Origin of the sequence: Phenylobacterium zucineum HLK1 (assembly GCF_000017265.1) — a bacterium.
Classification (GTDB): Bacteria; Pseudomonadota; Alphaproteobacteria; order Caulobacterales; family Caulobacteraceae; genus Phenylobacterium; species Phenylobacterium zucineum.
Genome location: NC_011144.1, coordinates 3,125,444 through 3,151,307, shown reverse-complemented (window position 1 = coordinate 3,151,307; position 25,864 = coordinate 3,125,444). Strand labels below are relative to the sequence as shown.

The 25,864-nt window shown below is 69.9% G+C and carries 20 protein-coding genes; 9 read left to right on the top strand and 11 right to left on the bottom strand.

Translation table 11 applies throughout. The annotated features are described in order from the left end of the window. Nucleotides 1-82: 82 nt before the first annotated feature. Together PHZ_RS15215 and PHZ_RS15210 are read right to left on the bottom strand one after the other, a co-directional pair. The gene (locus tag PHZ_RS15215) at nucleotides 83-2,572 is read right to left on the bottom strand and encodes a TonB-dependent receptor (RefSeq protein WP_012523293.1); all 2,490 of its coding nucleotides are present in this window, start codon (nucleotides 2,570-2,572) and stop codon (nucleotides 83-85) included. Between the two features lie 364 nt (nucleotides 2,573-2,936). Then, the gene (locus tag PHZ_RS15210; RefSeq protein ID WP_012523292.1) at nucleotides 2,937-5,804 is read right to left on the bottom strand and encodes a TonB-dependent receptor; all 2,868 of its coding nucleotides are present in this window, start codon (nucleotides 5,802-5,804) and stop codon (nucleotides 2,937-2,939) included. 246 nt (nucleotides 5,805-6,050) lie between these two features. On the opposite strand from PHZ_RS15210, the gene queC reads away from it, so the two are divergent. Genes queC through PHZ_RS15195 form a run of 3 tightly spaced genes read left to right on the top strand, consistent with a single transcriptional unit; the run spans nucleotide 6,051 to nucleotide 7,816 of the window. Next, the gene (gene queC / locus PHZ_RS15205) at nucleotides 6,051-6,776 is read left to right on the top strand and encodes a 7-cyano-7-deazaguanine synthase QueC (protein WP_012523291.1); all 726 of its coding nucleotides are present in this window, start codon (nucleotides 6,051-6,053) and stop codon (nucleotides 6,774-6,776) included. Continuing rightward, nucleotides 6,773-7,405 (top strand): 7-carboxy-7-deazaguanine synthase, encoded by a 633-nt coding sequence (gene queE / locus PHZ_RS15200; protein WP_041373595.1) that lies wholly within the window; start codon nucleotides 6,773-6,775, stop codon nucleotides 7,403-7,405. Before queC ends, queE begins: the two co-directional genes overlap by 4 nt. Nucleotides 7,406-7,438: 33 nt before the next feature. Next, nucleotides 7,439-7,816 carry a 6-pyruvoyl trahydropterin synthase family protein gene (locus PHZ_RS15195; RefSeq protein WP_012523289.1) on the top strand — a complete coding sequence of 126 codons (378 nt, stop codon included), beginning with the start codon at nucleotides 7,439-7,441 and terminating at the stop codon, nucleotides 7,814-7,816. Here the strand turns inward: PHZ_RS15195 and PHZ_RS15190 are convergent. The 4 genes from PHZ_RS15190 to PHZ_RS15175 form a co-directional block, all read right to left on the bottom strand. Further along, entirely contained in the window at nucleotides 7,813-7,998 is a 186-nt protein-coding gene (locus PHZ_RS15190; protein WP_041373594.1) for an NF038104 family lipoprotein, read from the bottom strand. The genes PHZ_RS15195 and PHZ_RS15190 overlap by 4 nt on opposite strands. A gap of 68 nt (nucleotides 7,999-8,066) precedes the next feature. Next, entirely contained in the window at nucleotides 8,067-8,558 is a 492-nt protein-coding gene (locus PHZ_RS15185) for a response regulator (RefSeq protein WP_012523288.1), read from the bottom strand. A gap of 169 nt (nucleotides 8,559-8,727) precedes the next feature. After that, nucleotides 8,728-9,861, bottom strand: coding sequence for a chorismate synthase (aroC, locus tag PHZ_RS15180; RefSeq protein ID WP_012523287.1), 1,134 nt, complete (start codon nucleotides 9,859-9,861; stop codon nucleotides 8,728-8,730). A gap of 61 nt (nucleotides 9,862-9,922) precedes the next feature. Continuing rightward, entirely contained in the window at nucleotides 9,923-10,618 is a 696-nt protein-coding gene (locus PHZ_RS15175) for a J domain-containing protein (protein WP_012523286.1), read from the bottom strand. Between the two features lie 71 nt (nucleotides 10,619-10,689). Between PHZ_RS15175 and pdxH the strand changes: the two genes are divergently transcribed. The 3 genes from pdxH (at nucleotide 10,690) to PHZ_RS15160 (ending at nucleotide 14,583) form a co-directional block, all read left to right on the top strand. Beyond that, complete coding sequence (gene pdxH, locus PHZ_RS15170; protein WP_012523285.1) at nucleotides 10,690-11,364, top strand: pyridoxamine 5'-phosphate oxidase; 675 nt, start codon at nucleotides 10,690-10,692, stop codon at nucleotides 11,362-11,364. Further along, complete coding sequence (locus tag PHZ_RS15165; protein WP_012523284.1) at nucleotides 11,361-12,845, top strand: bifunctional aminoglycoside phosphotransferase/ATP-binding protein; 1,485 nt, start codon at nucleotides 11,361-11,363, stop codon at nucleotides 12,843-12,845. The genes pdxH and PHZ_RS15165 overlap by 4 nt, the downstream gene beginning before the upstream one ends. A gap of 91 nt (nucleotides 12,846-12,936) precedes the next feature. After that, complete coding sequence (locus tag PHZ_RS15160) at nucleotides 12,937-14,583, top strand: long-chain-fatty-acid--CoA ligase (protein ID WP_012523283.1); 1,647 nt, start codon at nucleotides 12,937-12,939, stop codon at nucleotides 14,581-14,583. 19 nt (nucleotides 14,584-14,602) lie between these two features. Here the strand turns inward: PHZ_RS15160 and PHZ_RS15155 are convergent, their stop codons facing one another. Both PHZ_RS15155 and PHZ_RS15150 read right to left on the bottom strand, forming a co-directional pair. After that, on the bottom strand, nucleotides 14,603-15,487 hold the full coding sequence (locus PHZ_RS15155; RefSeq protein ID WP_012523282.1) for an MBL fold metallo-hydrolase: 885 nt from the start codon (nucleotides 15,485-15,487) through the stop codon (nucleotides 14,603-14,605). Next, a complete protein-coding gene (locus tag PHZ_RS15150) occupies nucleotides 15,484-15,894 on the bottom strand; it encodes a TIGR01244 family sulfur transferase (RefSeq protein WP_012523281.1) in 411 nt (136 codons plus the stop codon). The genes PHZ_RS15155 and PHZ_RS15150 overlap by 4 nt, the downstream gene beginning before the upstream one ends. Nucleotides 15,895-16,059: 165 nt before the next feature. On the opposite strand from PHZ_RS15150, the gene PHZ_RS15145 reads away from it, so the two are divergent. Beyond that, nucleotides 16,060-17,232 carry an aspartyl/asparaginyl beta-hydroxylase domain-containing protein gene (locus tag PHZ_RS15145; protein ID WP_012523280.1) on the top strand — a complete coding sequence of 391 codons (1,173 nt, stop codon included), beginning with the start codon at nucleotides 16,060-16,062 and terminating at the stop codon, nucleotides 17,230-17,232. A 3-nt stretch (nucleotides 17,233-17,235) separates the two neighbouring features. Here PHZ_RS15145 and PHZ_RS15140 read toward each other — a convergent pair whose 3' ends face one another. After that, nucleotides 17,236-17,763 carry a hypothetical protein gene (locus tag PHZ_RS15140; RefSeq protein ID WP_041373593.1) on the bottom strand — a complete coding sequence of 176 codons (528 nt, stop codon included), beginning with the start codon at nucleotides 17,761-17,763 and terminating at the stop codon, nucleotides 17,236-17,238. Nucleotides 17,764-18,097: 334 nt separating this feature from the next. Between PHZ_RS15140 and PHZ_RS15135 the strand changes: the two genes are divergently transcribed. Then, the gene (locus PHZ_RS15135; RefSeq protein WP_201765258.1) at nucleotides 18,098-21,178 is read left to right on the top strand and encodes a TonB-dependent receptor plug domain-containing protein; all 3,081 of its coding nucleotides are present in this window, start codon (nucleotides 18,098-18,100) and stop codon (nucleotides 21,176-21,178) included. 107 nt (nucleotides 21,179-21,285) lie between these two features. Here PHZ_RS15135 and PHZ_RS15130 read toward each other — a convergent pair whose 3' ends face one another. Together PHZ_RS15130 and sppA are read right to left on the bottom strand one after the other, a co-directional pair. Further along, nucleotides 21,286-22,782, bottom strand: coding sequence for a putative 2OG-Fe(II) oxygenase (locus tag PHZ_RS15130; RefSeq protein WP_012523277.1), 1,497 nt, complete (start codon nucleotides 22,780-22,782; stop codon nucleotides 21,286-21,288). A 10-nt stretch (nucleotides 22,783-22,792) separates the two neighbouring features. Next, nucleotides 22,793-24,565, bottom strand: coding sequence for a signal peptide peptidase SppA (gene sppA, locus PHZ_RS15125; protein WP_012523276.1), 1,773 nt, complete (start codon nucleotides 24,563-24,565; stop codon nucleotides 22,793-22,795). 197 nt (nucleotides 24,566-24,762) lie between these two features. Between sppA and PHZ_RS15120 the strand changes: the two genes are divergently transcribed. Further along, nucleotides 24,763-25,803 carry a S66 peptidase family protein gene (locus PHZ_RS15120; protein WP_201765256.1) on the top strand — a complete coding sequence of 347 codons (1,041 nt, stop codon included), beginning with the start codon at nucleotides 24,763-24,765 and terminating at the stop codon, nucleotides 25,801-25,803. The last annotated feature ends 61 nt before the right edge of the window (nucleotides 25,804-25,864 follow it).

The window sequence follows — 25,864 nt, the reverse complement described above, 5'->3', positions numbered from 1 at the left end:
CCGGAGCGCCGGGCCAAAAAAAAGGGCGGCGGGACGAGGCCCGCCGCCCGAATAGGCGCTTATGGGAGGAAACGCGCCAACTCTAGAAGCGGTACTGCAGCTCCACGCCGTAGGTGCGGGGCTGGATGAGGCCGCGGGTGATCGCCGTGCGCGTCTGCGTCAGGAGACCGGCCTGCGGGTTCGGCGGGCTGTCGTAGATCGCTGTGGGCGTCGTCGAGCCGTTCGACGTGAAGCCCGTGTTGTCGAAGACGTTCTTCACGAAGCCGATGACGGTGTAACGGTCGTCGATGTCGTTCCACAGCACGCGCAGGTCGGTGACGTCGTACGCCTTGACCCGGTTCGCCTCGCTCTTGAACGGCTGGTAGTAGGTCTTGTCGGTCCAGGTGTAGGTGGCCGACACGATCAGGCTGCCCGCGTCGAAATCGAAGGTGTAGTTCGCGTTGCCGGCGAACTTGTGCTTCGGCGACTGGTAGATGCGCGAGCCTTCCAGCGTCTGGAACACCAGCGGCGCGCCGTTGGAGTTGGCCGTGCCGCCCGCCGGCGTCGCCCGCGGGTCCAGGGCGCCCGGATCCGCCGGGTCGTAGAAGCAGCAGCCGCTCGTGATCTCGGTGTGCAGGTAGCCGTAGCTCGCCGACAGGTCGAGGTTCTCGATCGGCCGCCAGATCGCCTCCAGCTCCAGACCGTAGGCCTCGGCGTCGACGTTGACGAAGTTGTTGGAGGCCGAGGTGCCCGCCGCGTTGAGCTGCGACAGGTTCAGCTGCAGGTCCTTGTAGTCGTTGTAGAACGCTGCGGCGTTCACCTGCAGCCGGCCGGCGAAGGTCTTCTTCAGGCCGACTTCGAAGGCGTCGACCTGCTCCTGGTCGGCTTCCGGATCGGGCGCCAGGGTGCCCAGCAGGAAGCCGCCCGACTTGTAGCCGCGGCTGTACTTGGCGTAGCCGAGGGTGTCAGCGTCAGGCGTCCAGTCCAGGTTCAGGACGCCGGTCACCGCGTCCCAGCTGTCGGACAGGGTGCGGTAGTTCTGCACGCCGGGGGTGGTCGGATCCATGTCGCTGGAGACGTCCACCGCGACCGCGCCGCCCAGGATGGTCGGCGACTGGATGACCAGCCGCTGGAACTCGTTCCCGGACTTCTTGTCCTTGGTGTAGCGCAGGCCCGCCGTCACGGCGAACTGGTCGTTGATCTCGTAGGTGCCCTGGCCGAACACGGCCCAGGCCTTCGACTTCAGCGCCGCCTGGCTGTCGACGAAGTTGCGGTTCGGGTTCGGCGCGGCCAGCGTCCCCGCGAGGGTGAACGGCTGGGCGAGCTGGGCCTGGTTCGGGTTGGCCAGCTGGACCCGCTGACGGTACTTCTCATGGTACTGGTAGGCGCCGAGAATCCAGCGGAATGGCCCGTCCCCGTTCGAGGTCAGGTTCACCTCGTTCGAGTAGTACCACTTGTGCTCGTCGAAGTCGGTGGTCTGGGTCGGGAAGTACGGGACCGCCAGGATGCCGGTGATCGGCGCGGTCCGGCTGGTGTTATCGTAGTCCCCGCCCGTCTGGTAATTATACTTCTGGAAGCCGCCGATGTACTTCAGGTCGGCGAAACCCAGGTCGTAGGTGATGGTGGTCGTGGCGACGTGGTTGCCGCGCAGCTGGCCGTAGCCGTCCGTGTTGGTGTTCATCACGTACGGATCGGCGACGCCCGGGTTCGGGGTCGCGTAGCCGAACTGCGGATTGACCTGAAGCTGGCCGATCGGGCCGAACACGCGGGTGGTGTCGTAGGGCGTCGTCAGGTTGGCGAGGCGGTCGCCCACGCCGGTGGTGTCGTCCCAGACCGAGCGGTTGTAGCGGACGTAGATCTCGAGCCGGTCGGTCGGCTCGTACTCCATCTGCGCCTCGTAGTAGCTGCGCTTGATGGTGGCGCCGTCGTTGGCCGGGCCGATGTTCTTGATGAAGCCCTTGCTCTGGTCCTCGTGGCTCGCGCCGATCTTGAAGCGCAGGTTGTCGGCCACGGGCAGGGAGACCACGCCCTCGATGCGGTAGCGGTCGTAGTTGCCGTAGCCGGCGCGGATCTCGCCGCCGAAGTCCTGCGACGGGCGCTTGGAGACCTGGTTGATGGCGCCGCCGATGGCGTTGCGGCCGTACAGGGTGCCCTGCGGACCGCGCAGGATCTCGGTGCGCTCGATGAACAGCGGGGTCTTGAACAGCTCGGACGAGGAGGCCGAGTAGAAGCCGTCCGAGTAGGACGCCACGCCCGGGTCGTTGCCGATGTAGAAGGTGTTGCGGCCGGCGCCGCGCAGGCTGACCCGGTCGGTGCCCGAGTAGTTCATGCCGGGCGTGAAGTTCACGAAGTCCTGGATGCCGGTGATGCCGGCGACGTCGCGCTTCTCCGAGGTGAAGGCCGAGACGGCCACCGGCACGTCCTGCAGCGACTGCTCGCGCTTCTCGGCGGTGATGACCAGCTCTTCCAGCAGGGCGCCTTGGGCCGCGGGCGGCGCGGCGTCCTGGGCGAGCGCGGGCTGGGCCAGCGCGGCGAGCGCCAGGGCGGAGACGCCGGCGGCGAGCACGCCCCGCGGGGCGATCGATTGCGACATGAATGTCCTCCCGGGCTCGGACGGTCGCGCCGCCGGCCTCTTCGTTTGCGATTCTCGTGGGCGGGCGCGGGGAGGCGCCCGGGGCGGGGACCCTCGGGGGGAGGCCGGGCCAGCGTCAACTCACCAGCGATAACCTGGGCGTTTCAAGCGCTGCTTTTTCGGCGATGTTGCCGAAGTACCGCACTTTCAAATTCGATGCACAAAACTGAACGCGGGTCAGCGAAGCCCCTTGCCCTCGGGATTGGCGGTCTTGCCGAAAATCCGACGGGCATACCTGCGACTCAAAACACCCTCTGCACGAGCATAGAAAAAGGGCGGCGGATCGCTCCGCCGCCCCCGCCGGTCGCCCGGCTTCAGGTCTGGCTTAGAAGCTCTTCGAGATCCACACCCCGTAGGTGCGCGGCTCGGTGTAGAAGACGTTCCGGAACAGGCCCGAGGAGTCGTCGGTCAGGTAGAAGTCGGTGATCGCCGTCTCGTCGGTGGCGTTCTTGATGAACGCCCCCAGCTCCAGGCCCATGTCGGGATTGTTCACCGACAGGGTGACGTTGACGTTCTCCCAAGACCGGATCCGGTCCGCATCGGAGTTGTAGATCCGGGCGAACGTCTTGGACTGATGGTAGTAGTCGCCCCGCAGGGTGGCGTCCCAGTCGCCGAAGACCCAGGTGTACTGGGCGCCCAGCGAGACGGTCCATTCGGGCGAGTTCGGCAGCTTGTTGCCCGACAGGTCCTGCTCCACGCCTTCCGAGACGAGACCGCCGAAGGCGTTCGTACCGGCGGCGATCGCGCCCGAGCCCAGGATGTTGGTCCCGGCGCCGGCGTTGGACACCGGCGTGCACAGCCCCAGCAGCACGAAGGGGCTGCCCAGCGCGTTGGACGCGCCCAGGGCCGTCTGGGCGTTGGCGAGCGGCACCACGCAGTTCGACGCCACGTCCGACTTCACGACGATCAGGTTGGGATTGCCGGCGGTGCGATCGAAGGTGTCGATCGACCGGGCGTTCTTCAGCTCGGTGTCGAGCCAGCCGATCGAGGTGTTGAACCGCAGCCCCTGCAGCGGCTGCCAGATGGCCTCGAACTCCACGCCCTTCACCTCGGCGTCGACGTTCTCGTTCACCGACGTGCGGTTCACGATCTTGGAGACCTGGTAGCCCTTGTAGTCATACATGAAGCCGGTCGCGTTCACCTGCAGGGTGCCGTCGAGCAGCGTGTTCTTGGTGCCGATCTCGAACGAGTCGATGAACTCGGGCTCGAAGGTCGGCGAGACCGGCACGATGCCCACGCCCGGGCTGAACGAGGGGTTGATCCCGCCCGCCTTGTAACCCCGCGCGTAGAACGCATAGATCAGGGTGTCGTCGGTGAAGCCGAGTTCCGGCTTCCAGTCGAAGCCGAAGCGTCCGGTCGGCTCCTTGAACTTCACCTTGCGCAGGCCGATCGGGATCGGACCGGCGCCCGGTTCTCCGAGCGACGTCTCGTGGGCCTGAACCTCCTTGTCGTCGACGGTGTAGCGGAGGCCGAGCGTCCATTTGAACGTGTCGCTCATCTGCCAGTACAGCTCGCCGAAGGCGGCGTACGACACGAGCTTATAGGGCCCGTAGTTGTCGTAGTAGTTGTGGCCGAGGCGGGTGGGGTCGGCGCTGGGGTCGATCGCCACGCATCCGGCCCCAGACGTGCAGTTCGCGGCGGCGGGATTGCCGGCGGTCAGCGCGTTCTGCATCTGGTAGAAGCCGGTGCCGGTGTTGAACATCACGAAGTAGTCGCCCGTGGACGTGTACTTCGTGAGCAGGCCGCCGACGTTGAAGTTGAACGGCCCGTCGAAGTTCGACTGGAACCGCACCTCGTGGCTCCACTGCTCGGTGTAGGCCGACGAGATGTCGCTGGTCGTGAAGCGGTTCTGCGGCCCGTTCTGCGGATCGCCGACCACCCCGCCCGGGAACAGCAGCCCGTAGATGCCGGCGTACAGCGGTGCAGGAACGTCCGGCCCGGTGGGCGTGCGGCAGGGCGCCGTGAAGAAGTTGCAGGGATTGGGCGTGGCGTTGAAGGTCGTCGACGGCAGGTACCGGTTGTAGTCCTGCCGCGTGTACAGCTTGTAGAAGGTGTAGGCCGACATCCAGTTCATGGTCACGTTGTCGGTGACGTCGAACTCGGCGTTGAACTCGTAGATGTCGGTCTTGGACTTGTAGATCGGGTCGAACAGCGACTCGATGTCCCGCACGTCGGACGTCTGCACCTTCCCGGCGTACGCATCGCCGGTCTGGAAGCCGGCCAGCGAGCCGAAGAGGCCGCCCAGGGTGCCCTGGGAGTTGACCGTGCCGAGGGCGCTGGGGTCGTAGAGCGAGCTCTCGAGGCAGCCCTGGCTGAAGAAGCCGCGCTGGATCTGCGCGCGGTTCGGGTCGGCCGAGTAGGCCATCCCGCCGATGCTCGCCGGGCCCGGATCCTTGGTGCAGAACTGCTTGCCGATCCGCGAGCGGTTGTCGTGCTCCTCGAAGTGGTCGAGCAGCAGCCAGCTGCGGAAGCGGTCGCTGGGCGTGAACGAGATCGTCGCCCGGGCGGCCCACAGGTCGCGGTCGTCGGCGTCGTTGCCGGTGGCGAGGTTCTCGCCGTAGCCGTCGCGCTTCAGGTAGTTGCCGGCCAGGCGGACGGCGAAGGTGTCGCCCAGCGGCATGTTCACCATGCCGCGCAGCTTGATGGAGTTGTAGTTGCCGTACTCGGCGCGCGCGTTGGCCTGGAAGGTGTCGACCGGCTTGGCGGTGATCAGGTTGACGACGCCGCCGGTGGCGTTGCGCCCGTAGAGCGTGCCCTGCGGACCGCGGAGCACCTCGACGCGCTCCATGTCGTAGAACTCGGTCTCGAACAGGTTGTTGGCGATCAGCGGGGCGTTGTTGAGGTGGATGCCCGTGCCGGCGTCGCCGGACGCCGCCGTCAGCTTCGTGCCGATGCCGCGAATCTGGAAGTTGTAGCCGGTGAAGTTGCTCTTGGAGAAGTTCACGTTCGGCACGGCCAGCACGAGGTTCGGGCCGCCGTCGATCTTGGACTTCTCGAGCGCGTTCTGGTCGAACGCGGAGACCGCGATCGGAACGTCCTGCAGCGCCTCGGCTTGGCGCTGCGCGGTGACGACCAGTTCCTCGATGACGTTCCCGCCGGGGGCCTGGGCCGAGGCCGGGGTCGCGAACGCAGCGAGCGCCCCAATGGACACGCCAGCAGCCAGCCAGCCGCGAAGGGTCGCAGTCTTCAACATCAATGTTCCTCCCAGTGGCGCCGGGCTCTTGTCGGCCCGTGTTCGCCGTTACGCCGCGAAAGGCGCGCTGCGGGGAGAGCGGCGTGTCCCCCCGACAACTATGGTGAGGCTCGCTCTCGATGACGCCGCTGTCAACGAACGCAGTTGCGTGACGCCCGGGAAGGGGGGCCGTTGGCGATGCACTGTGGCGCCGGAGACAACGTGCCTTCCGTAACGTCGCTTCCCCTTCGGCGGCTTCCGGCCCATATGGGGCCGATGACCGACGCGGCCCTCGTACTCTTCTCGGGCGGGCAGGACTCCTCCGTCTGCCTGGCCTGGGCGCTCGACCGGTACGACCGGGTCGAGACGGTCGGCTTCGACTATGGCCAGCGCCACGCCGTGGAGCTTCAGGCGCGGCAGGCCGTGCGGTCGCGGCTTGCGGCCGGGTTCCCGCGCTGGGCCGGACGACTGGGCGAGGACCATTTCATCGAGATGCGCGGCTTCGGCGCGATCGGCGGCACGGCGATGACGCAGGAGCGGGCGTTCGAGATCACCGAGAAGGGGCTGCCGTCCACCTACGTGCCCGGCCGCAACCTCGCGTTCCTGACCTATGCGGCGGCCCTGGCCGACCGGCGGGGGATTCCGGTGCTGGTCGGCGGCATGTGCGAGACGGACTACTCGGGATACCCCGACTGCCGCCGGGACGCGATCGACGCCATGGAGCGCGCGCTCAACCTCGGCATGGCGCAGGACTTCCGCATCGAGACCCCCCTGATGCGGCTCACCAAGGCGCAGACCTGGGGCCTGGCCAGCCGCCTCGGGGGCGAGCCTCTCGTGGACCTGATCGTGCGCGAGAGCCACACCTGCTACCGGGGCGAGCGGGGCGAGCTGCACGCCTGGGGCCACGGCTGCGGCGACTGTCCGGCGTGCGAGCTGCGGGCCCGCGGCTGGGAGGAATGGGTGGCGGGAGGCCGCCCCGAACTCGCCGCATGAGCTACGCGGTCAAGGAGATCTTCCTCACCCTGCAGGGCGAGGGCGGCCAGGCGGGCCGGCCGGCGGTGTTCTGCCGCTTCGCCGGCTGCAACCTGTGGTCCGGCCGCGAGGAGGACCGCGAGAAAGCTGTCTGCACCTTCTGCGACACCGACTTCGTGGGAATGGACGGGCCGGGAGGCGGACGTTTCGCGGACGCTGCGGCGCTCGCCGCGGCGATCGAGGCGCAGTGGGCGGGCGGGCCCAACGACCGGCTGGTCGTGCTGACCGGCGGCGAGCCGCTTCTCCAGGTGGACGAAGCCCTGATCGAGGCGCTGCACGCCCGCGGCTTTTCGATCGCCCTGGAAACCAACGGCACCCTGCCGGTCCCGCCGGGAATCGACTGGATCTGCGTCAGCCCCAAGGCCGATGCGCCAGTCGTCCAGACGCGTGGCCAGGAGCTGAAGCTGGTGTTTCCGCAGGAGAAGGCCCTGCCCGAGCGGTTCGAGCATCTGGATTTCGAGCGCTTCCTGCTGCAGCCGATGGACGGCCCGGACCGCGCGGCGAACACCCGGGCGGCGATCGCCTATTGCCTTGCCCATCCGCGCTGGCGTTTAAGCGTGCAGACCCACAAGTACCTCGGCATCGCCTGAGGCCTCACCGCCCGGCGGCCGGACCCCTGATCCATGAGCCAACCCGTTTTCGAGATCACCAAGGCCGCGACCTTCGACGCGGCCCATTACCTCGCCGAGGGGCCGGCGCACCGCCCCTACACGAACCTGCACGGCCATTCGTTCAAGGTGGAGGCCACCGTGCGCGGGCAGCCGCAGGAGCCGGTGGGCTGGGTCGCCGACCTGGCCGACCTGGACGAGGCGCTGAAGGCCGTCGCGGGCGAGCTTGACCATGGCCTGCTCAACGAGAAGCCGGGGCTGGAGCGCCCCACGCTCGAGCACCTGTGCCTCTATTTCGCCGAGCGGCTGAGGCCGAGGTTCCCGGGACTCTCCCGAGTCGTGGTCTCGCGCCCCACGATCGGCGAGAGCTGCGCGATGCAGGTGTCGGCCTAGTCGTCCTTCTCGCCGTCCGGGATGACGGCCCCCACCACGGCTCCGGTGGCCTTCACGCCCGTGCCGACGACGGCGCCGGTGACGCCTACGGCCGTCTTGGTGGCGGCGACCGCCAGGCAGCCGCTGAGCAGGGCCGCGGCGGCGGTCAGCGCGCCGGCGCGCGCGAGGGCTTGGACGATCATCTGGAATCCCCGACGTTTCCGCCATCATGCCCGATCGGCGGGGCGGAAAGGCGGCGGGCGGGCGCGACCTATCGCTGCGGGTCGGTGGCGCGGCGCCAGGGGCCCCTGAACTCGGGATCGGCCCGGCGGCGGCGGTCGGGGCCGAAGTAGTCCGCCGTGCGCACGAAGGGGCGGGCGTTCTCCACCACCTGGTGGATGCGCTCGACCACGCCCCGGGCGGTCAGCGGCTTGGCCAGGAACTCGTTCACGCCGGCGTCGCGCGCCTCGTTCACCCGGGCGAAGGTGGAGTGGCCGGTGATCATGATGACCGGGCAGAGCTGGTTCGGGCTGTCGGGCGAATTGCGCAGCAGCCGCACGAAGTCGATGCCGTCCAGCGGCTGCATCGACAGGTCGGTCATGACGATGTCGATGGCGTGGTTGCGCATCATCTGCAGGCCCTCGGCCCCGTCGTTCGCCTCGTAGATGTCCTTCACGCCGAGCGCGCGCAGGATCTCGGCCAACAGCACCCGCATGTGGTGGTTGTCGTCGACGAGCAGGATCTTGAGCAGGTCGTACCGCAACGGTGGACCGGCGCCCCTCTTCAGCCACCCGCCTTCAACGGTGAAGGCGGAGCGCGCCTGAATAGGAATGCCGTAATCGCCGGTCAATGGCGTTGCTGTAACAGGTTATCCTTTAAACCGTTGAGTCCAGTGACCTATCGTTGCGTAGAAACTGTCTGCAACGTCGGGTTCACGACTTTGGGTTTTCGCCCAAGACGTGGGCGCCGCCGCCGGTCTGCGCGCGATGACGCAACAAGGCGTCGGCGAGGACGCAGGCGACCATCGCCTCGACCACCGGCACGGCGCGGATGCCGACGCACGGGTCGTGGCGGCCCTTGGTGCGCAGCTCGATCTCGCGGCCCGCCTCGTCGAGGCTGCGGCGCGGGGTGAGGATGGAGGAGGTCGGCTTGAACGCGACGCGGGCGGTCACCGGCTGGCCGGTGGAGATCCCGCCCAGCACGCCGCCGGCTTTGTTGGAGAGGAAGAGCGGGCCCTCGTTCCCCATCCGCATCTCGTCGGCGTTCTCTTCGCCCGACAGCGCGGCGGCGGCGAAGCCCGCGCCGATCTCGACCCCCTTGGCCGCGTTGATCGACATGAGCGCGGCGGCCAGCTCGGCGTCCAGCTTGCCGTAGAGCGGCGCGCCCCAGCCGGCCGGTACGCCCGTTGCCTCCACGGCGACCACGGCGCCGGTCGAGGATCCCGCCTTGCGGACCTGCTCCAGGTGCCTCTCCCAGACCGGGACGATCTCGGGGTCGGGCGCCCAGAACGGATTGTCGCCGGTGACCGAGAAGTCGATCCGTCCGGGATCCACCGCATGCGGCCCGATCTGGACGACGGCGCCCCGGATGGTGACGCCGGGCAGCAGCTTGCGGGCGATCGCTCCGGCGGCGACGCGCGCGGCGGTCTCGCGGGCCGAGGATCGGCCGCCGCCCCGGTAGTCGCGGACCCCGTACTTGGCGAAGTAGGGATAGTCGGCGTGCCCGGGTCGGAAGCTGGTGGCGATCTCGGAATAGTCGCGGCTGCGCTGGTCGGTGTTCTCGATGATCAGCGAGATGGGCGTGCCGGTGGTCACCTGGCCCCCGAACTTCGCGGTCGTCCGTTCGTCCTGGAACACGCCGGAGAGGATGCGGACCGCGTCCGGCTCCTGGCGCTGGGTGACGAACTTGCCCTGGCCGGGCCGGCGACGGTCGAGCCAGGGCTGGATGTCGGCCTCGGTCAGCGGGACGCCCGGCGGGCAGCCGTCGACCACGCAGCCCAGCGCCGGCCCGTGGCTCTCGCCCCAGGTGGTGACGCGGAATAGGTGGCCGAAGGTGTTGTGCGACATGGCCGGGCTTCCTTAGCCGAACCCCGGAAGCGCCACAAACGGCCCGCTCACGCGGCCCACTCTACGCAGCCCAGGCGGCGGCGAAGCGGCGAAGCAGGGACAGCGCGGCGCTGTCGGCCGCGCCCGCGGTCTGGGCCAGGCGGATGAACAGGTGGCCCTTGGGGTGGCGGCCGCGGGCGGGCAGGCCCTGGCCCTCCAGGCGCACGAGGCCGCGGTCGGCCGCCTTGCGGGTGATCCAGACGATGCGCTTGCCGAGCGGGGTGTCGAGGGTGATCCGCCCGCCCTTGCGCAGGGTCGCGGTCGGCAGGTGCGCCGTCATCCACAGGTCGTGGCCGCGGACCAGCACCCCGCCCTCGGCGCGGACATAGACTTCCAGCCGCGCCTCGCCGGCGCGGACCTTGTCGCCCGAGCGGAGGCCGGCGGGCAGGGTGATGCGGATCAGCCGGCCGTCCGGCAGGCGGTGCTCGGCGATGCCCCCCAGCAGGGCGGTGATCGGCGCGATGGTCAGGCGCGGGTCGGGCGCCGGAGCGGACGCCTTCACGGGCGGCGGGGCCAGCCCGTCGTCCACCGGATTGCGCAGGCGGCGGTAGGCCTCGACCACCTGGCGGAAGGCCCCGTCGTCGCCGCCGCCGTCCGGGTGGGCGCGCTTGGCGGCCTCGCGGAACGCGCGCCGGACCTCGGCCGGGGTCGAGAGCGAACTGACGCCCAGCACCTCGCGCGCCAGTTTCAGCGACATCTCGGACCGGGGGCGTGCCATCGACCTCCACGGTTGCGCATCAGGGTTAAAGGCGTGGTTAAATCTCGCGGGCCCCGCCTCCGCCGCGCTATATGGCCTCCGTGACCGACAAGACCCTCATTCCGCCGTCGCCGTCGGAGGACGATTATGTCCGCCAGGTGACCGCCGCCGAGCCCCCGCCGCTGCTGAGCGAGGCCGATCCCTACGCCCTGTTCCGCGAATGGCTGGCCGAGGCGGTCGCCAAGGAGCCGAACGACGCCAACGCCATGGCGGTGGCCACCGCCGACGCGGACGGCCTGCCGGACGTGCGAATGGTCCTTCTCAAGGACGTCGATGAGCGCGGCTTCGTCTTCTACACCAACCTGGAGAGCGCCAAGGGCCGGCAGCTCGCCGCCAATCCGCAGGCCGCGGTGCTGTTCCACTGGAAGTCGCTGCGCCGGCAGGTGCGCGCTCGCGGGCAGGTCACACGCGTCAGCGACGAAGAGGCCGACGCCTATTTCGCCACCCGCGCGCGGCCGGCCCAGCTGGGCGCCTGGGCCTCGGACCAGTCGCGGCCCCTGACCGACCGGCTGGCGCTCGAGAAGCGGATCGCCGAGGTCGGCCTGCGCTTCGGCCTGGGCAAGGTGCCGCGCCCGCCGCACTGGTCCGGCTTCCGGATCGAGCCGCAGGCGATCGAGTTCTGGCGCGACCGGCCGTTCCGCCTGCACGAGCGGCTGGTGTTCCAGCGCGCCGGGGAGGGCTGGACGACCCGCAGGCTGTTTCCTTGAGCGAGGTTCCCGAGGCCGAGCTGACCGCCTGGCTCGCCGGCCGCTCCGAACGGACGATCGAGACGGCCTGCGCCCGGGTGTTCCTCTCCGGCGACGTCGCGCTCAAGCTGAAGCGGCACGTGAACCTCGGCTATGTGGACTTCTCCACCGCCGACCGCCGGCTGTGGGCGCTGGAGCGCGAGCTGGAGTTCAACCGGCCGGCGGCGCCGCACATCTACCGCGCCGTCCGCCGCATCACGCGGGCCGCCGATGGCGGCTTCGCCCTCGACGGGCCCGGCGAGACGGTGGACCACGTCCTGGAGATGCGCCGGTTCGACGAGACGGCGGTGCTCTCGGTGCGCCCCGAGGTCGTCGACGGCCCGATGGCCGAGGCCCTCGGCCGGACGATCGCCGGCTTCCACGCCCGGGCGCCGCTGCGGCCGCAGGGCGGGCTGACGGCCCTGGCCTTCACCGTCGGGTCCAACGCCCAGCTGCTGCGCGAGACCTGCCCCGGCCTCGATCCCGCCCGGGTCGAGCGGCTGATCGAGCTGACCGAGGCCGAGCTGGAGCGGCAGGCGGGCCTGCTGGCCCATCGGGCGGCCACCGGCTTCGCCCGGCGCTGCCATGGGGACCTGCACCTGGGGAACATCCTGCTGGAGGACGGCCGTCCGGTGCTGTTCGACTGCATCGAGTTCAACGACCTCCTGTCGGACCTGGACGTCCTCTACGACGTCGCCTTCCTGCTCATGGACCTGGACTTCCGCGGCCGGCGGGACGCGGCCGTGCGGGTCCTGTCGGCCTACATGGACGAGGCGGCGCGCAGCTTCCCGGCCGATCTCTGGGACGGGCTGGCGGCGCTCCCGCTCATGCTCTCGACCCGCGCCGCCGTGCGCGCCCACGTCGAGGCGCACAGCGGCGACGACGCCAAGGCGGGGGCCTACGTGGAGGCGGGGATCGCCCACCTCTCGCCGCCGCCGCCGGTCCTGATGGCGGTGGGCGGGCTGTCCGGCTCGGGCAAGTCGACCTTCGCCCGCGCCGCGGCGCCGCAGCTGGGCGCCTCGCCCGGCGCGGTGATCCTGCGCACCGATGAGATCCGCAAGCGGCTGCTGGGCGCCCCGCCGACCCAGGCCATGCCGCCGGAAGCCTATACGCCCGAGTTCTACGCCCGCACCTACGACGCCATGATCGCCGACGCCGGGGCCATGCTGAAGGCGGGCCGGGCGGTGGTGCTGGACGCCACCTTCATCGACCCGGCGCTGCGCTCGAGGGCCGAGCGGCTCGCGGTCGAGTGCGGCGTTCCCTTCGAGGGGATCTGGCTGGACGCGCCCGCGCAGGTGCTGGAGACCCGGGTGGCGGGCCGCACGGGCGACGCCTCCGACGCCACGGTCGAGGTCCTGCGCGGACAGCTCGAGCGGCTCGACCCCAATATCGGCTGGCGGCGCATCGACGCCTCGGGCGCCCCCGACGCCGCCGCAAGGGCCTGGAAAGCCGGGGCTTCCTGACGCGTCGCCTCACGGGCCGCGTTGCCTAAACCGCCTCGGCTCTCTAAGCGTAAAGCCAACTAACAAGCGTTCAGTTGGGAGAAGCGCGCAGATGCTGGGCCTGATGCAGAATTGGCCTCTGACGGTCGACAAGATCCTCGACCACGCCAAGGCGTGGCACGGCGACCGCGAGATCGTGAGCCGCTCGGTCGAGGGGCCGATCGTGCGCACGACCTACGCCGAGGCGCACACGCGCGCCAAGCGGCTCTCCAACGCGCTGAAGGGGCTGGGCGTACAGCCGGGCGACCGGGTCGCGACCCTGGCCTGGAACACCGCCCGCCACCTGGAGGCCTGGTACGGCATCATGGGGATCGGGGCGGTCTGCCACACCCTCAATCCGCGCCTGTTCCCCGACCAGCTCTGCTACATCATCAATCACGCCGAGGATAAGGTCCTCTTCACGGACCTGACCTTCCTGCCGATCCTCCTGCAGAACCGCGACAAGATGCCGACGGTGAAGCACTTCGTGGTCATGACCGACCGCGAGGGCATGAAGGGCGTCGACTTCCCCGGTGCGCTCTGCTTCGAGGACCTGGTCGAGCAGAACTCGGCCGACTGCGAATGGGGCGGCTTCGACGAGAACACCGCCGCCGGCCTCTGCTACACCTCGGGCACGACGGGCAATCCGAAGGGGGTGCTCTACTCCCACCGATCGAACTTCCTGCACACCCTGGTGACCCTCGGCGCGGACGTGCTGGGCATCAGCGCCAAGGACGTGGTGCTGCCGGTGGTGCCGATGTTCCACGCCAACGCCTGGGGCATCGCCTTCTCGGGCCCGGCCGTCGGCAGCAAGCTGGTCATGCCGGGCCAGAAGCTGGACGGCGCCTCGATCCACGAGCTGCTGGAGACCGAGGGCGTGACGTTCTCGGCCGCGGTGCCGACGGTCTGGCAGATGCTGCTGACCCATCTGCGCGACACCAAGGGCAAGCTCACCACCCTCAAGCGCGTGGTGATCGGCGGCTCGGCGGTGCCCGAGGCCATCGTGCGCGGTTTCCGCGACGAGTTCGGCGTCGACGTGACCCACGCCTGGGGCATGACCGAGACCTCGCCGCTGGGCACGCAAGGCACGCCCAACGCCAAGATCGCCGCCATGAGCGAGGAGGAGCAGCTCCGCTACAAGCTCAAGCAGGGCCGGCCGCCGCTGTGCATCGAGATGAAGCTGACCGACGACGCCGGCAAGGTGCTGCCGCACGACGGGACCACCTTCGGCCGCCTGAAGGTGAAGGGGCCGTTCGTGGTGGGCGAGTACTTCAAGGGCGAGGGCGGCCAGATCCTCGACGAGGACGGCTACTTCGACACCGGCGACGTCTCGACCATCGACGAGCACGGCTTCATGCAGATCACCGACCGCGCCAAGGACGTGATCAAGTCGGGCGGCGAATGGATCAGCTCGATCGAGATCGAGAACATCGCCATGGGCCACCCCAAGGCGGCCATCTGCGCCGTCATCGGCGCGGCGCACCCGAAGTGGGACGAGCGCCCGGTCCTGCTGGTCAAGCTCAAGGACGGCGAGCAGGCCACCAAGGAGGAGTTCCTGAAGTTCCTCGAGGGCAAGATCGCCAAGTGGTGGACGCCGGATGACGTGGTGTTCGTCCAGGAGATCCCCCTGGGCGCCACGGGCAAGATCGACAAGAAGGTCATCCGCGAGCAGATGAAGGACTATGTCCTGCCGTCAGCGCAGCAGCCGGTGAGCGCCTGACGCCCAGGCCGGGGCGGGATCAGGCCAGGCGGTAGACGCCGTCCGGCCCCTCGCTCCGCACCTTCCCCTCGCGCTCCAGGTGGATGATCGCCGCCAGCATCGAACGCGAGGCGGCCGGCCACAGCTTCGGATCCACGTCGGCGTAGAGCCGGGGAACCAACTCGCCGATGCGGCCGGGGCCGGCGGCCAGCGCCTGCAGGATCTGGTCGATGCGCTCCTGCCGGTGGGCCCTGTAGGCGTCGATGAACGGGCCGACCTCACGGATCGGCGGCCCGTGGGTGGGCCACAGCGTCGCGAACCCGCGCGCCTGGATCCGGTCGAGGCTCTGCAGATAGGCGGTCATGTCGCCGTCCGGCGGGGTGATCACCGTCGTGGACCAGCCCATGATGTGGTCGCCCGAGAAGAGGCAGTTCTCCTCCTTCAGCGCATAGCAGATGTGGTTCGAGGTGTGGCCGGGGGTGGGGATCGCCTCGAGCGTCCAGTCCGCCCCCGCGATCTCGCCGCCGCCGCAGACGCTGACGTCGGGCCGGAAGTCGGCGTCGTGGCCGGCCTCCATCCGCGGACCGTCGTCCTCGGAGTCCGGCGCGGCGACGGCGCAGCCGACGATGGGCGCGCCCGTGCGCGCCTGCAGCGGCCGGGCCAGCGGGGAATGGTCGGAATGGTGGTGGGTGATCAGGATCTGGACCACCCGCTCGCCCGAGATCGCCGCCAGGATCGCCTCCAGGTGCGCCGGATCGTCGGGCCCCGGGTCGATCACCGCCACCTCCCCGCGCCCGACGATGTAGGTCCCTGTGCCGACGTAGGTGAACGGTCCCGGGTTGTTGGCGATCACCCGGCGGATCAGCGGCGAGACCTGGTCGCAGCGCCCGTACTCGACGTCGATCTCCCGGACGTAGGGAATCATCCGCCCAGCACGCCCGACAGGTCGTAGCCGGCCTGCCGGCCCAGTTCGACCAGCTCGTCCCGCGGCCGCGCGCCCGAGGCGGCCTGGCAGAGGGACCAGGTGACGATCGAGCGCGTGCCCGACCGGCAGAAGGCCAGCACCGGCCGGGCGGCGTCGGCCAGGACCTTGCCGGTGGTCTCCACCTGCTGCGGCGTCGGTCCGCCCGTGACGGGGATGTGGAAGTAGGCCAGTCCCGCTGCCTGGGCGGCGGCCTCGATCTCGCGGCTGGGCGGCTGGTCCGGCGTCTCTCCGTCGGGGCGGTTGTTGATGATTGTGCGGAAACCCTGGCGGGCGGCCTCCTCCACGTCCTCGACGCGGATCTGGGGGCTCACGGACAGGTCGTCGGTGACGCGTCGGAAATCGGTCATGGCGCTCTACGCTGTTGAGGGTTGCGGGCGGGCTCGCGGCTTCGTTGACATCATCGGGGGCGGGTGGAAGTTTCGCAACGCCCCGCCGGTCGGCGGACCGACTTTGATCGGCTTCAATTCCAAGGGCGACGGTTCGCGCCACGCCATCCCTTCCAGCAGCAGCCGATGGCGATTCCCTTGCAGACTTCTCCCGAGCAGCACCTGGCCGACGCGGCGGCGGCGATGCGGCGCGGCGACACGGCCGGCGCCCTGGCGGCGATCGGCCTCGCCGAACAGGCCAGCCCGCACGATCCCAACATCAAGATGCAGCGGGCGCTGGCCCTGCGGATGTCCGGCGCCTACCCGGCGGCCATCGAGGCGCTGGACGCCGCCCTCGCGGTCGATCCCTACAACTTCCTGGCCCTGCTCTCGAAGGGCGCGCTGGTGGAAAAGCTCTCGGGCGAGCGGCTGGCGGCCCGGGTCTATCAGAACGCCCTGAAGCTCGCGCCGCCCGACGACAAGCTCGCGCCGCAGCTCGCCGCCCCCGTGGCCCGGGCGCGCGAGGTGGTCGAACGGGTCCAGGCCGAGCTCGAGGCCTTCCTGCGGGCCAACATGGGTCCGGTCGAATCAGCGGGGTCCGAGCTGGCTCGGGCGCGCCTCGACGAGGCCATCGGCATCTATGCGGGACGCAAGCGGGTCTACAATCACGAGCCCCTGCTGCTCCACTATCCGCGCCTGCCCGCGGTTCCGTTCTATCCGCGCGAGCTCTTCCCCTGGCTGCCCGAGCTCGAGGCGGCGACCCCGATGATCCTGGAGGAGCTGCAGGGCGTGCTGGCGGGGCGGATGAGCGATTTTTCGCCCTACATCGCCTTCCCGCCCGACGTGCCGGCGAACCAGTTCGAGGAGCTGAACCACTCGCCGCGCTGGAGCTCGCTGTTCCTCTGGAAGGACGGCGAGCGGCAGGACGCGGTCTGCGAGAGCTGCCCCAGGACCGCGGCCCTGCTCGAGCGCCTGCCCATGGCCCACCAGCCGCAGTTCGCGCCGACGGCGATGTTCTCGGCCCTGGACGCGCACACGCGGATTCCGCCGCACACCGGCTCGACCAACACCCGGCTCCTGACCCACCTGCCGCTGATCCTGCCGGGGCCGGCCCGCTTCCGCGTCGGCAATGAGATCCGGGAGTGGAAGATGGGCGAGGCCTGGGTGTTCGACGACACCATCGAACACGAGGCCTGGAACGACGCCGACAAGCTCCGCGTCATCCTGATCTTCGACGTCTGGAATCCGTTCCTGGAGCCGGGCGAGCGCGACTTGGTCGCGGCGCTGATGAGCGCGCGCAACCGCTTCTACGCCGGCTGACGGCTACTCGGTCCGGCGCACGCGGAAGGCCCGGCGGCCCTCGACGCTGGCGAGGAAGCTGCCGAGGGTGGCCTTGCGGATCTTCACGCTCTGGCCGGTCTTGGGGTAGAGCGTCAGCTCCTGGGCGTCGACCTGGGTCCAGGTCCCGCCCTCCTCGAGCCTGAGGATCCACTTGCCGGTCCCGGCGCGACCGACCTGGGCGATGCGGCTCTCGATGGTGTCGAGCTCCTCCTTCTCCTCGCCGCGCTCGAACACCGACAGGGAAGGCAGGCTGAAGCCGAACGCCTGGCGGCGCACCGAGCGCGCCTGATCGCGGTCGACCACGACGATGTCGCCCTTGGCCTCGGCCTGCTCCAGGGCGGCGGCCGCGGCGTCGTAGCAGGCGAGCCGCGCCGAATCGTCGGCGACCTTGCGGCAGTCGGACAGCGTCTGGACCAGGGCTGCGCGCGTCTCCGACTTGGGCTGGGCGACCGCGCTCGAGGCGCAGGCGGCGAGGACGGCGGCGGCAAGGGCGGGGCGCAGGAGGCTCATGGACGGCTCGCGAGGCAGGGGGATTCGGGAGGGGATTCGGGCGGTGGCCGCATTCAAGCGCCAGGATGGATGTGGCGCAAATGCGCCTTTTCACGGCCTCGGCCGGCAACAATTGTGCGCGCTGGCGGGCGCCTCGCACAATCTGTGACCAGAATGCGACAGGTTGGCGCCCGCTGCATTACCGGACGCTGTTGATCGTTGACCACTGCTCCCCGACGCTCGTAACTCGGCCGTAACCGGAAGCGGACCCGCTTTCGGGACCGATCTCTTTTGTGGGGAGCGGCTGCCTTCCGGGGCGGACCGCTGGAGGATCCAGACCTTGAAAATGAAGTCCATGCGGGAGCGCCTTCTGGCGTCTTCGATGATTTGCGGCGCCGCCCTCCTGGGGCTGTCCGCCACGCAAGCCTCGGCTCAGGAAGTCTCGGAAGTCGTGGTCACCGGCTCGCGTATTCCGCAGCCGAACCTGACCAGCGCCAGCCCGGTCACCGTCGTCGGCGCCGCCGACATCGCGACCCGCGGCATCACCCGGACCGAAGACCTGGTGAACCAGCTGCCCCAGGTGTTCGCCGCGCAGGGCTCGTCCTACGCGAACGGCGCCACCGGCACGGCCACCGTCGACCTGCGCGCCCTCGGCGCCAACCGCACCCTGGTGCTGATCGACGGCCGCCGCCTCCAGCCGGGCACCCCGGCCGCCGGCGCCACCAACACCGCTCCTGACCTGAACTTCATTCCCGCCGCCCTCGTCGAGCGCGTGGAAGTCGTCACCGGCGGCGCCTCGGCCGTGTACGGCGCCGACGCCGTGGCCGGCGTGGTGAACTTCATCATGCAGAAGAACTTCGAGGGCGTGCGTCTCGACGCGCAGTACTCGGGGTACCAGCACACCAACGAGAACGACCGCATCCAGGACCTGCTGCGCCGCCGCGGCTCGACGGCCCTGAACCCGGCGGCCTTCGCCATCCCGGAAAAGGACGTCTGGGACGGCGGCGTCACCGACCTGAACCTGGTGGTCGGCATCAACTCGCCCGACGACCGCGGCAACATCACCGCCTACGTCGGCTACCGGAACGTCCAGGCCGTCACGCAGAACAACCGTGACTACTCGGCCTGTACGCTGGCCCGTTCGACCAGCGACCCGTCGGGCTTCACCTGCTCGGGTTCGGGCACGACCTCGCCGGCCCGCTTCATCAGCGGCGGCGGCGGCGGCGACAACGACGTCACGATCGATCCGGCGGCCCCCGGCGGCCGCGGCTTCCGCGACTACGTCGGCTCGCGCGATGCGTTCAACTTCGCGCCGTACAACTACTACCAGCGTCCGGACACGCGCTACACCATGGGCGCGTTCGCGAACTACGAGTTCAACGAGCACGCTGAGTTCTACGCCCAGCTGATGTTCATGGACGACCACACGGCCGCCCAGATCGCCCCCTCGGGCATCTTCGGCCAGAACATGAACATCAACTGCGAAGGCAACCCGTTCCTGACGGCGGCGATGGCCGAGGCGTTCTGCGCCCCCACCATCGACCAGCTGCCCGACGACGCCAACTTCCCGAACACCATCGGCGTGAACACCGACGCCGACCCGATCACCCCCGGCCAGCAGGCCTCGGTGGCGGTGCTGCGTCGTAACGCCGAAGGCGGCGGCCGGGTCTCCGACCTGCGCCACACCGACTACCGCGGCGTGCTCGGCATGCGCGGCGAGATCGGCAGCGGGTTCATGTACGACGTGTTCGCCCAGTACGGCGTCGTCGAGTACCAGAACATCTACTTCAACGACTTCTCGCTGTCCCGCGCCGCCAAGGCGATGGACGTGGTGGTCGACCCGGCGACCGGCCTCCCGGCCTGCCGCTCTGCCGTCCCGTCGCTGGCCGGCAACAACGTCGACGCGGCCTGCCGTCCGTACGACATCTTCTCGATCGCCGGTCCCTCGCAGGCGTCCATCGACTACCTGCAGACCCCCGGCTTCCAGAACGGCACCTACGAGCAGACCGTGGTGTCGGGCTCGATCACGGGCGACCTCGGCCAGTACGGCGTCAAGGCCCCGTGGGCCGCTGACGGCGTCGGCATCGCGGTCGGCACCGAGTACCGCCGCGAGCGCCTGAAGCTGAACACGGACATCGCCTACCAGACCGGCGACCTCGCCGGCCAGGGCGGCGCGACCCTGCCGTCGGAAGGCGCCTACGACCTGTACGAGCTGTTCGGCGAAGCCCGGATCCCGCTCGTCCAGGACCAGCCGTTCTTCCAGAACCTGTCGATGGAACTCGGCTACCGCTGGTCGGACTACTCGCTGGGCTTCTCGACCGACACCTACAAGATCGCGGGTGACTGGTCGCCGAACTCGGACCTGCGCTTCCGCGCCAGCTACAACCGCGCCGTCCGCGCCCCGAACATCGTCGAGCTCTTCTCGACGGCGAACGTGGTGCTGAACGGCTCGATCGACCCCTGCGAAGGCACGACCCCGGACGCCACGTTCGAGCAGTGCGCCCGCACCGGCGTCACCGCGGCCCAGTACGGCAACATCGCCGCCAACTCGGCCGAGCAGTACAACGGCCAGACCGGCGGTAACCCGGACCTCGATCCGGAAACCTCGGACACCTACTCGGTGGGCGTGGTGCTGACCCCGACGTTCATGCCGGGCTTCTCGCTGTCGGTCGACTGGTTCAACATCTCGCTGAAGGACCGGATCGGTCAGATCGGCCAGGACGTCACCCTCGAGCGCTGCCTCGAGACCGGCGACTCCTTCTACTGCGGCCTGATCCAGCGCGCGCCGGGCACCGGCTCGCTGTGGCTGTCGCAGAACGGCTACATCGTCGACACCACCTTCAACACCGGTAAGCTGGAAGTCGAAGGCGTGGACGTCGAAGCCAACTACCGCTTCGACTTCGGCGACTTCGGCATGACGAGCGGCCTCGACCAGTTCGGCGGCCTGTCGTTCAACTTCCAGGGCAGCTACCTCGACAAGTACGCGGTGACCACGCTGCCGGGCGACGAGCCCTACGACTGCGCCGGCTACTACGGCGGCACCTGCACCAGCTCGGGCACGCCGGCTTCGGCGCCGATGCCGGAATGGCGCCACAAGCTGCGCGCCACCTGGCGCACGCCGTGGGACTTCGAGCTGTCCACGACCTGGCGCTACGTCTCCAGCGTCAAGTCCGACCGCTTCGTCTTCGACGAGGCGGCTACCGAGACCTGGCGCGACGACAAGCTGACGGACAAGAACTACTTCGACATCGCCGGCACCTGGGCGGTCCGCGAGAACATGACGCTCCGCTTCGGCGTGAACAACGTGTTCGACAACGAGCCGCCGCTGGTCAGCCAGTCGAACTGCCCCTCCGGCCCCTGTAACGGGAACACCTATCCCCAGACCTACGACGCTCTGGGCCGGTACCTGTTCGTGGGTATCCGCGCGGACTTCTAAGGTCCGGGCAAAAGCCTAAGGACGAGGGCGGCGACTTCGGTCGCCGCCCTTTTTCTTTGGGTGATCGTCAAGAGCGGCGGCGGCGTCCGCCGCTGCGCCGCGAAGGCTCAGGCTGGCCGGGGCAGGGCGTCGAAGGCGACGGTCATCCGCTCGGCGGCCGACGCGTAGGGCACGGTGCCGTGCCACATGTAGGACGGGAACAGCACGAGGCGCCCAGGCCTCGGCTGCACGAACCGCTCCGCCGCCATGGGCTGGGCCGTGGCGACCCCGGGCTCGCCGAACTTGATCCAGCCGGGTCTGGCCGTCTCGTCCCGCACGTCGTCGGGGACCGAGACGTAGAAGGCCGACGAGATCCAGCCCATGGGGTGGATATGGTCGGCGTGGTGGCCCTGCGCGCCCATCAGCCGGATCGACCAGGCGCCCGAGAACTCCGCCGAGCCGGTGTTGCGACGCTCGAACATGCCGGGGCCGCTTCCCACCTCGCGCGCACGCCGGTCCACCGCCTCACGCAGCAGCCCCAGCAGGCGCTCGATGGGCGGCTCATGCGTGCCGTCGAGGCGCAGGGTCGCCTGGCTGCCCTGGCGCACGGACTGGCCGAACGGATGGGTGGTGTAGCGGTGCAGCTTGCGCAGAGACCCCCGCAGCGCCTCCAGGAAGGCCGCGCCATCCGCGGTGTCCGGATCGACGATATCGTAGGCGGCGACGAGCCGGTCGTAGGCGTAGACCTCGCGATAGCGGGGATCGCCCGTCATGCGCCATGCGGTCGCCAGGAGGGCGATGGAGTACTGGTCGGTCGGCTGCTGGCGCACCGCCGCCTCGGCCGCCGCGGCGGCCGCGAACCCGTCGCCAGCGGCGAGCTGGGCCTGGGCCTGCAGGGCCTTGGCGACCGGACCCTCGCCCTGCGCCTGGGCCGCCCAGCGCACCGCGGCGGCGGCGTCGCCCAGCTTGCAGGAGAGCTCGACGGCGAGGCTCAGCAGCCGGCGGTCCTGCGGCGAGCGGGCCAGGGCCTGCTCGGCCGTGGCCCGCGCCGCCTCTTTCTGGCCGGTGAACTCCTGCGCCATGGCCAGGGCGTAGGCGAGTCCGGGGTGGCCGGGCGCGGACGCAACGGCCCGTTCCAGGGGCTTCAGGGCGGTGTCGCGGTCGCCGGTCCGCATCCACATGAGCTGGGCGAGCTCGTTGTTGGCGTCCACGTAGTCGGGCCGCAGGCGCAGGGCCTCGGCGAAGGCCTGCTCGGCCTCGTCGAACTGCTGCTCGGCCTGCAGCGCCCGGGCCAGGACCAGGCGCGTCTCCGGCGCGGCGATGCCCAGCCCGATCGCCTGGCGGGCGGCCCGGGCCGCCTCGTCGGCGTGGCCGAGGTCGCCCAGGGTGGCGGCCAGGTTGTGCCAGGTGGCGCCGCTCTGCGGGTATCGCGCCACCGCCTCGCGGTTGACCTTCAGCGCCTCCTGCGGCCGTCCCGCGGCCTTGAGCACGGCCGCGCGGGCGGCGTAGGCCCCGGCGGTTGGAACAGGTTGGGCGAGGAGGGCGGCGGTGAGCCTCAGCGCCCCCTCGACGTCGCCCCGCGCGAGCAGGTCGTAGGCTTGCCGATGGTCGCCGGCCCCCGCCATCGCCGCGGTCCTAGCGGATCGGGGTCGGCGCGAGCACCGTCGCGCCCTCGGACCGCAGGCGGGCCTCGACCGCCCGGTCGAGGAGCCCCTCGGCGCGGGGATCGCCGAACACCCAGGCGGCCGCGGCCAGGGTCCGCACCGAGGCGGCCGAGACGCCCATGGCGCGCTCCAGGGCCTCCAGCGGGCTCTCCATTGGGGTCATGCGGCGGATCTGCACCTCGCCCTCCAGGCCGGCCAGAGCCTTCGCCCGCTCGACCGCCTGGTAGAAGCCGCCCAGCTCGTCCACCAGCCCCAGCTCGCGCGCCTGGGCGCCGGTCCAGACCCGGCCCCGGGCGATCTCGGCGACCCGTTCGGGCGGCAGGTTGCGGCCGCGGGCGACCCGCTCGAGGAAGTTGGCGTAGATCCGGTCCATCCAGCGCGAGAAGGCCGCGCGCTGGGGCGCCGTGAAAGGCTCGGCCAGGTTGAAGGCGCCCGTGTAGGGGCCGCCGACGTCGGTCTGTCGCACGTCGACGCCGAAGCGGGCCAGGGCGTCGCCCAGGGCGAACTTGCCGCCGAACACGCCGATCGAGCCGGTCAGGGTCGTGGGCTGGGCGACGATCGCCGAGGCTTCCGAGGCGATCCAGTAGCCGCCCGAGGCGGCGTAGGAGCTCATCGAAACCACCACCGGCTTGCCCTTGGCCTTGGCCGCCCGCACCGCGTCGAGGATCTGTTCGGAGGCGGTGTCCGAGCCACCCGGGGAATTCACCCGCAGCACGATGGCCTTGACGCTCTTGGCGCGCGTAGCCCGCTGGATGGCGTCGGCCAGGTCGTCGGAGTAGATGGCGGCGTTGCTGACGAACGGGCTCGCGCCCTCGTCGCGGCCGGTCAGGATCGGGCCCTCGGCCTCGATCAGCGCGATGGAGTCCGAACCGCGCGCGCGGCGCTCGGTGCGGCCGCCCGCATAGTCGCGGAACTCCACCATCTCGGCGTTGTCGCCCGCCTTCGCGAGCAGGGCCTGTTCGGCCTCCCGCACCTGGCCCACGCGGTCGATGAGCTTCAGCCGCAGGGCGTCCTCGGCGACGTAAGGGCCGGCCTCGAGAGTCCTTTGCAGCGCGGCCGCGTCGGTCTTGCGATCGGCGGCCGCGGCGGCCAGGCCCGCGCCGTAGACCGAGGTCATCCACGACAGCGTCGCCTCGCGGTGCTCGGGCGTGTAGTCGCTGTAGAGGAAGGTGTTGACCGCGTTCTTGTACTCCTGCCGCTGCTCGTACTGGGGCGTGACCCCGTACTTGTCGAAGAAGCGCTTCAGGAACAGGTCCTCGGTGGCCAGGCCGGTCACCTGCAGCGAGGCGCCCGGCTGCATCCACAGCTCGCCCGAAGCGGCGCCCACCATGTAGGTCGAGGTCACCACGCCGCCGGGGTAGAGGCCCTGGCTGTGGGCGATCACCGGCTTGCCGCTAGCCCGGAAGCGCTTCAGCGCCTGACGGATCTCGTCGGCCATGCCCGGCTCCATCCCGCCTTCGGGAAGGCGCACCAGCAGGCCCTTCACATGGCTGTCGGTCTCGGCGCGCCGCAGGGTCTCGACGATGGTCATCACCGCCACCGAGCCGCGGCCGAAGCCGGCGAGGGGGCTCTGCGGCGCTTGGTCCGTCAGGTTGTTCCGGAGGTCGAGCTCCAGCACCGCGCGCGAGGGCACGGGCGTGGTGGTCGCCCCCAGCGCCAGCGAGACGAGGATCAGGGGCACGCCGACGAGGAAGATCATCAGACCGGCGAACACGCCCGCCGCCGTGATCAGGAACTGCTTCATGCCGCTACCGAATTCCGGCGAAATCTGGATCGCCAGCCGGGCTGTCGCACACATTTGAGCGCTCGCCTAGCGGGGGTGCGCGCACCGCCGTCGCTGACGACCGTCCGACCGGAGCGGCGGCGTCGCGCGCCGGCCATTGCTCTTGCTCCGACCGCCGCAGTCCAATTGTCTCTGCGGCCGGGACAGGGGGATTCGCCATGGACAGACGCGCGTTTCTGATGGCCGCCGCCGCCGCGGGCCTGGCGACGCCCAGCCAAGCGACGCCCAGCCTGGCGCGGCCACGCGGGCGTCTCGTGAAGCCGACGGTCCTGCGATCGGGCGATCGCGTGGCTCTGGTGAATCCCAGCACCGCTGTCCACGACCCAGCCGCCGTGCAGCGAGCCGAGGCCGTCATCAAGGGGCTGGGGCTCATCCCGGTCGTTGCGCATGACTTCCTGGCCCGGCCCCGCGACCTGCGGGGCTCGATGCGCCACCGGCTGGACGAGCTCCACGGCGCATTCGCCGATCCGTCTATCAAGGGCGTATTCTGCGCGCGCGGCGGATACGGCGTCAGCGAGATCGTGGCGCACGTCGACTACGATCTCATCGACCGCCACCCGAAGGTCTTCCTGGGCTTCAGCGACCTCACTCTGCTCCAGCTGGCCATTCAACGGCGGACCGGACTGGTGACCTTCCATGGCCGGATGCCCGCGCTTGGCCGCTTCCCGGCCTACTCGCTCGAAGCCCTTCACCGCGCCGTTTGCAGCGCCGCGCCGCTGGGCGAGCTGCGGAACCCGGGCGAGGCCAATCCACTGCGGCCGACCTATCCGCTGCGGACCATCTCGTCCGGGGTCGCGGAGGGGTCGCTGGTCGGCGGCAATCTCGCGATGATTCTCGCCGGCATGGGCACGCCCTGGGAGATCGACACCCGCGGCGCCATCTTCTTCTTCGAGGATGTCGACGAGTCCCCCTATTCCATCGCCCGGATGCTCCTGACGCTGAAGCACGCGGGCAAGTTCAAGGGAATCACGGGCGTCGTGGCCGGCGCTTGCGCTCGTTCAGACGGGGCTTCGGAGGTCACTCCGTATGGACTGAACGAAGTGTTCGATCATGTACTGGGCGATCTCGGCGTCCCGGTGTTCAGCGGCTTGGCCATCGGTCACACGGACGAACAGCTCACGTTGCCGCTCGGCGTCCGCGCGCAGGTGGACGCGGGCGCCTGCAAGCTGACCGTTCTGGAGGCCGGCGTCGTCGCCTGACGCATTGAGCCGACCGGCCGGAACGCTCGTTGGGGGCGTCGCCCCGGTCTGCACGAGGAAT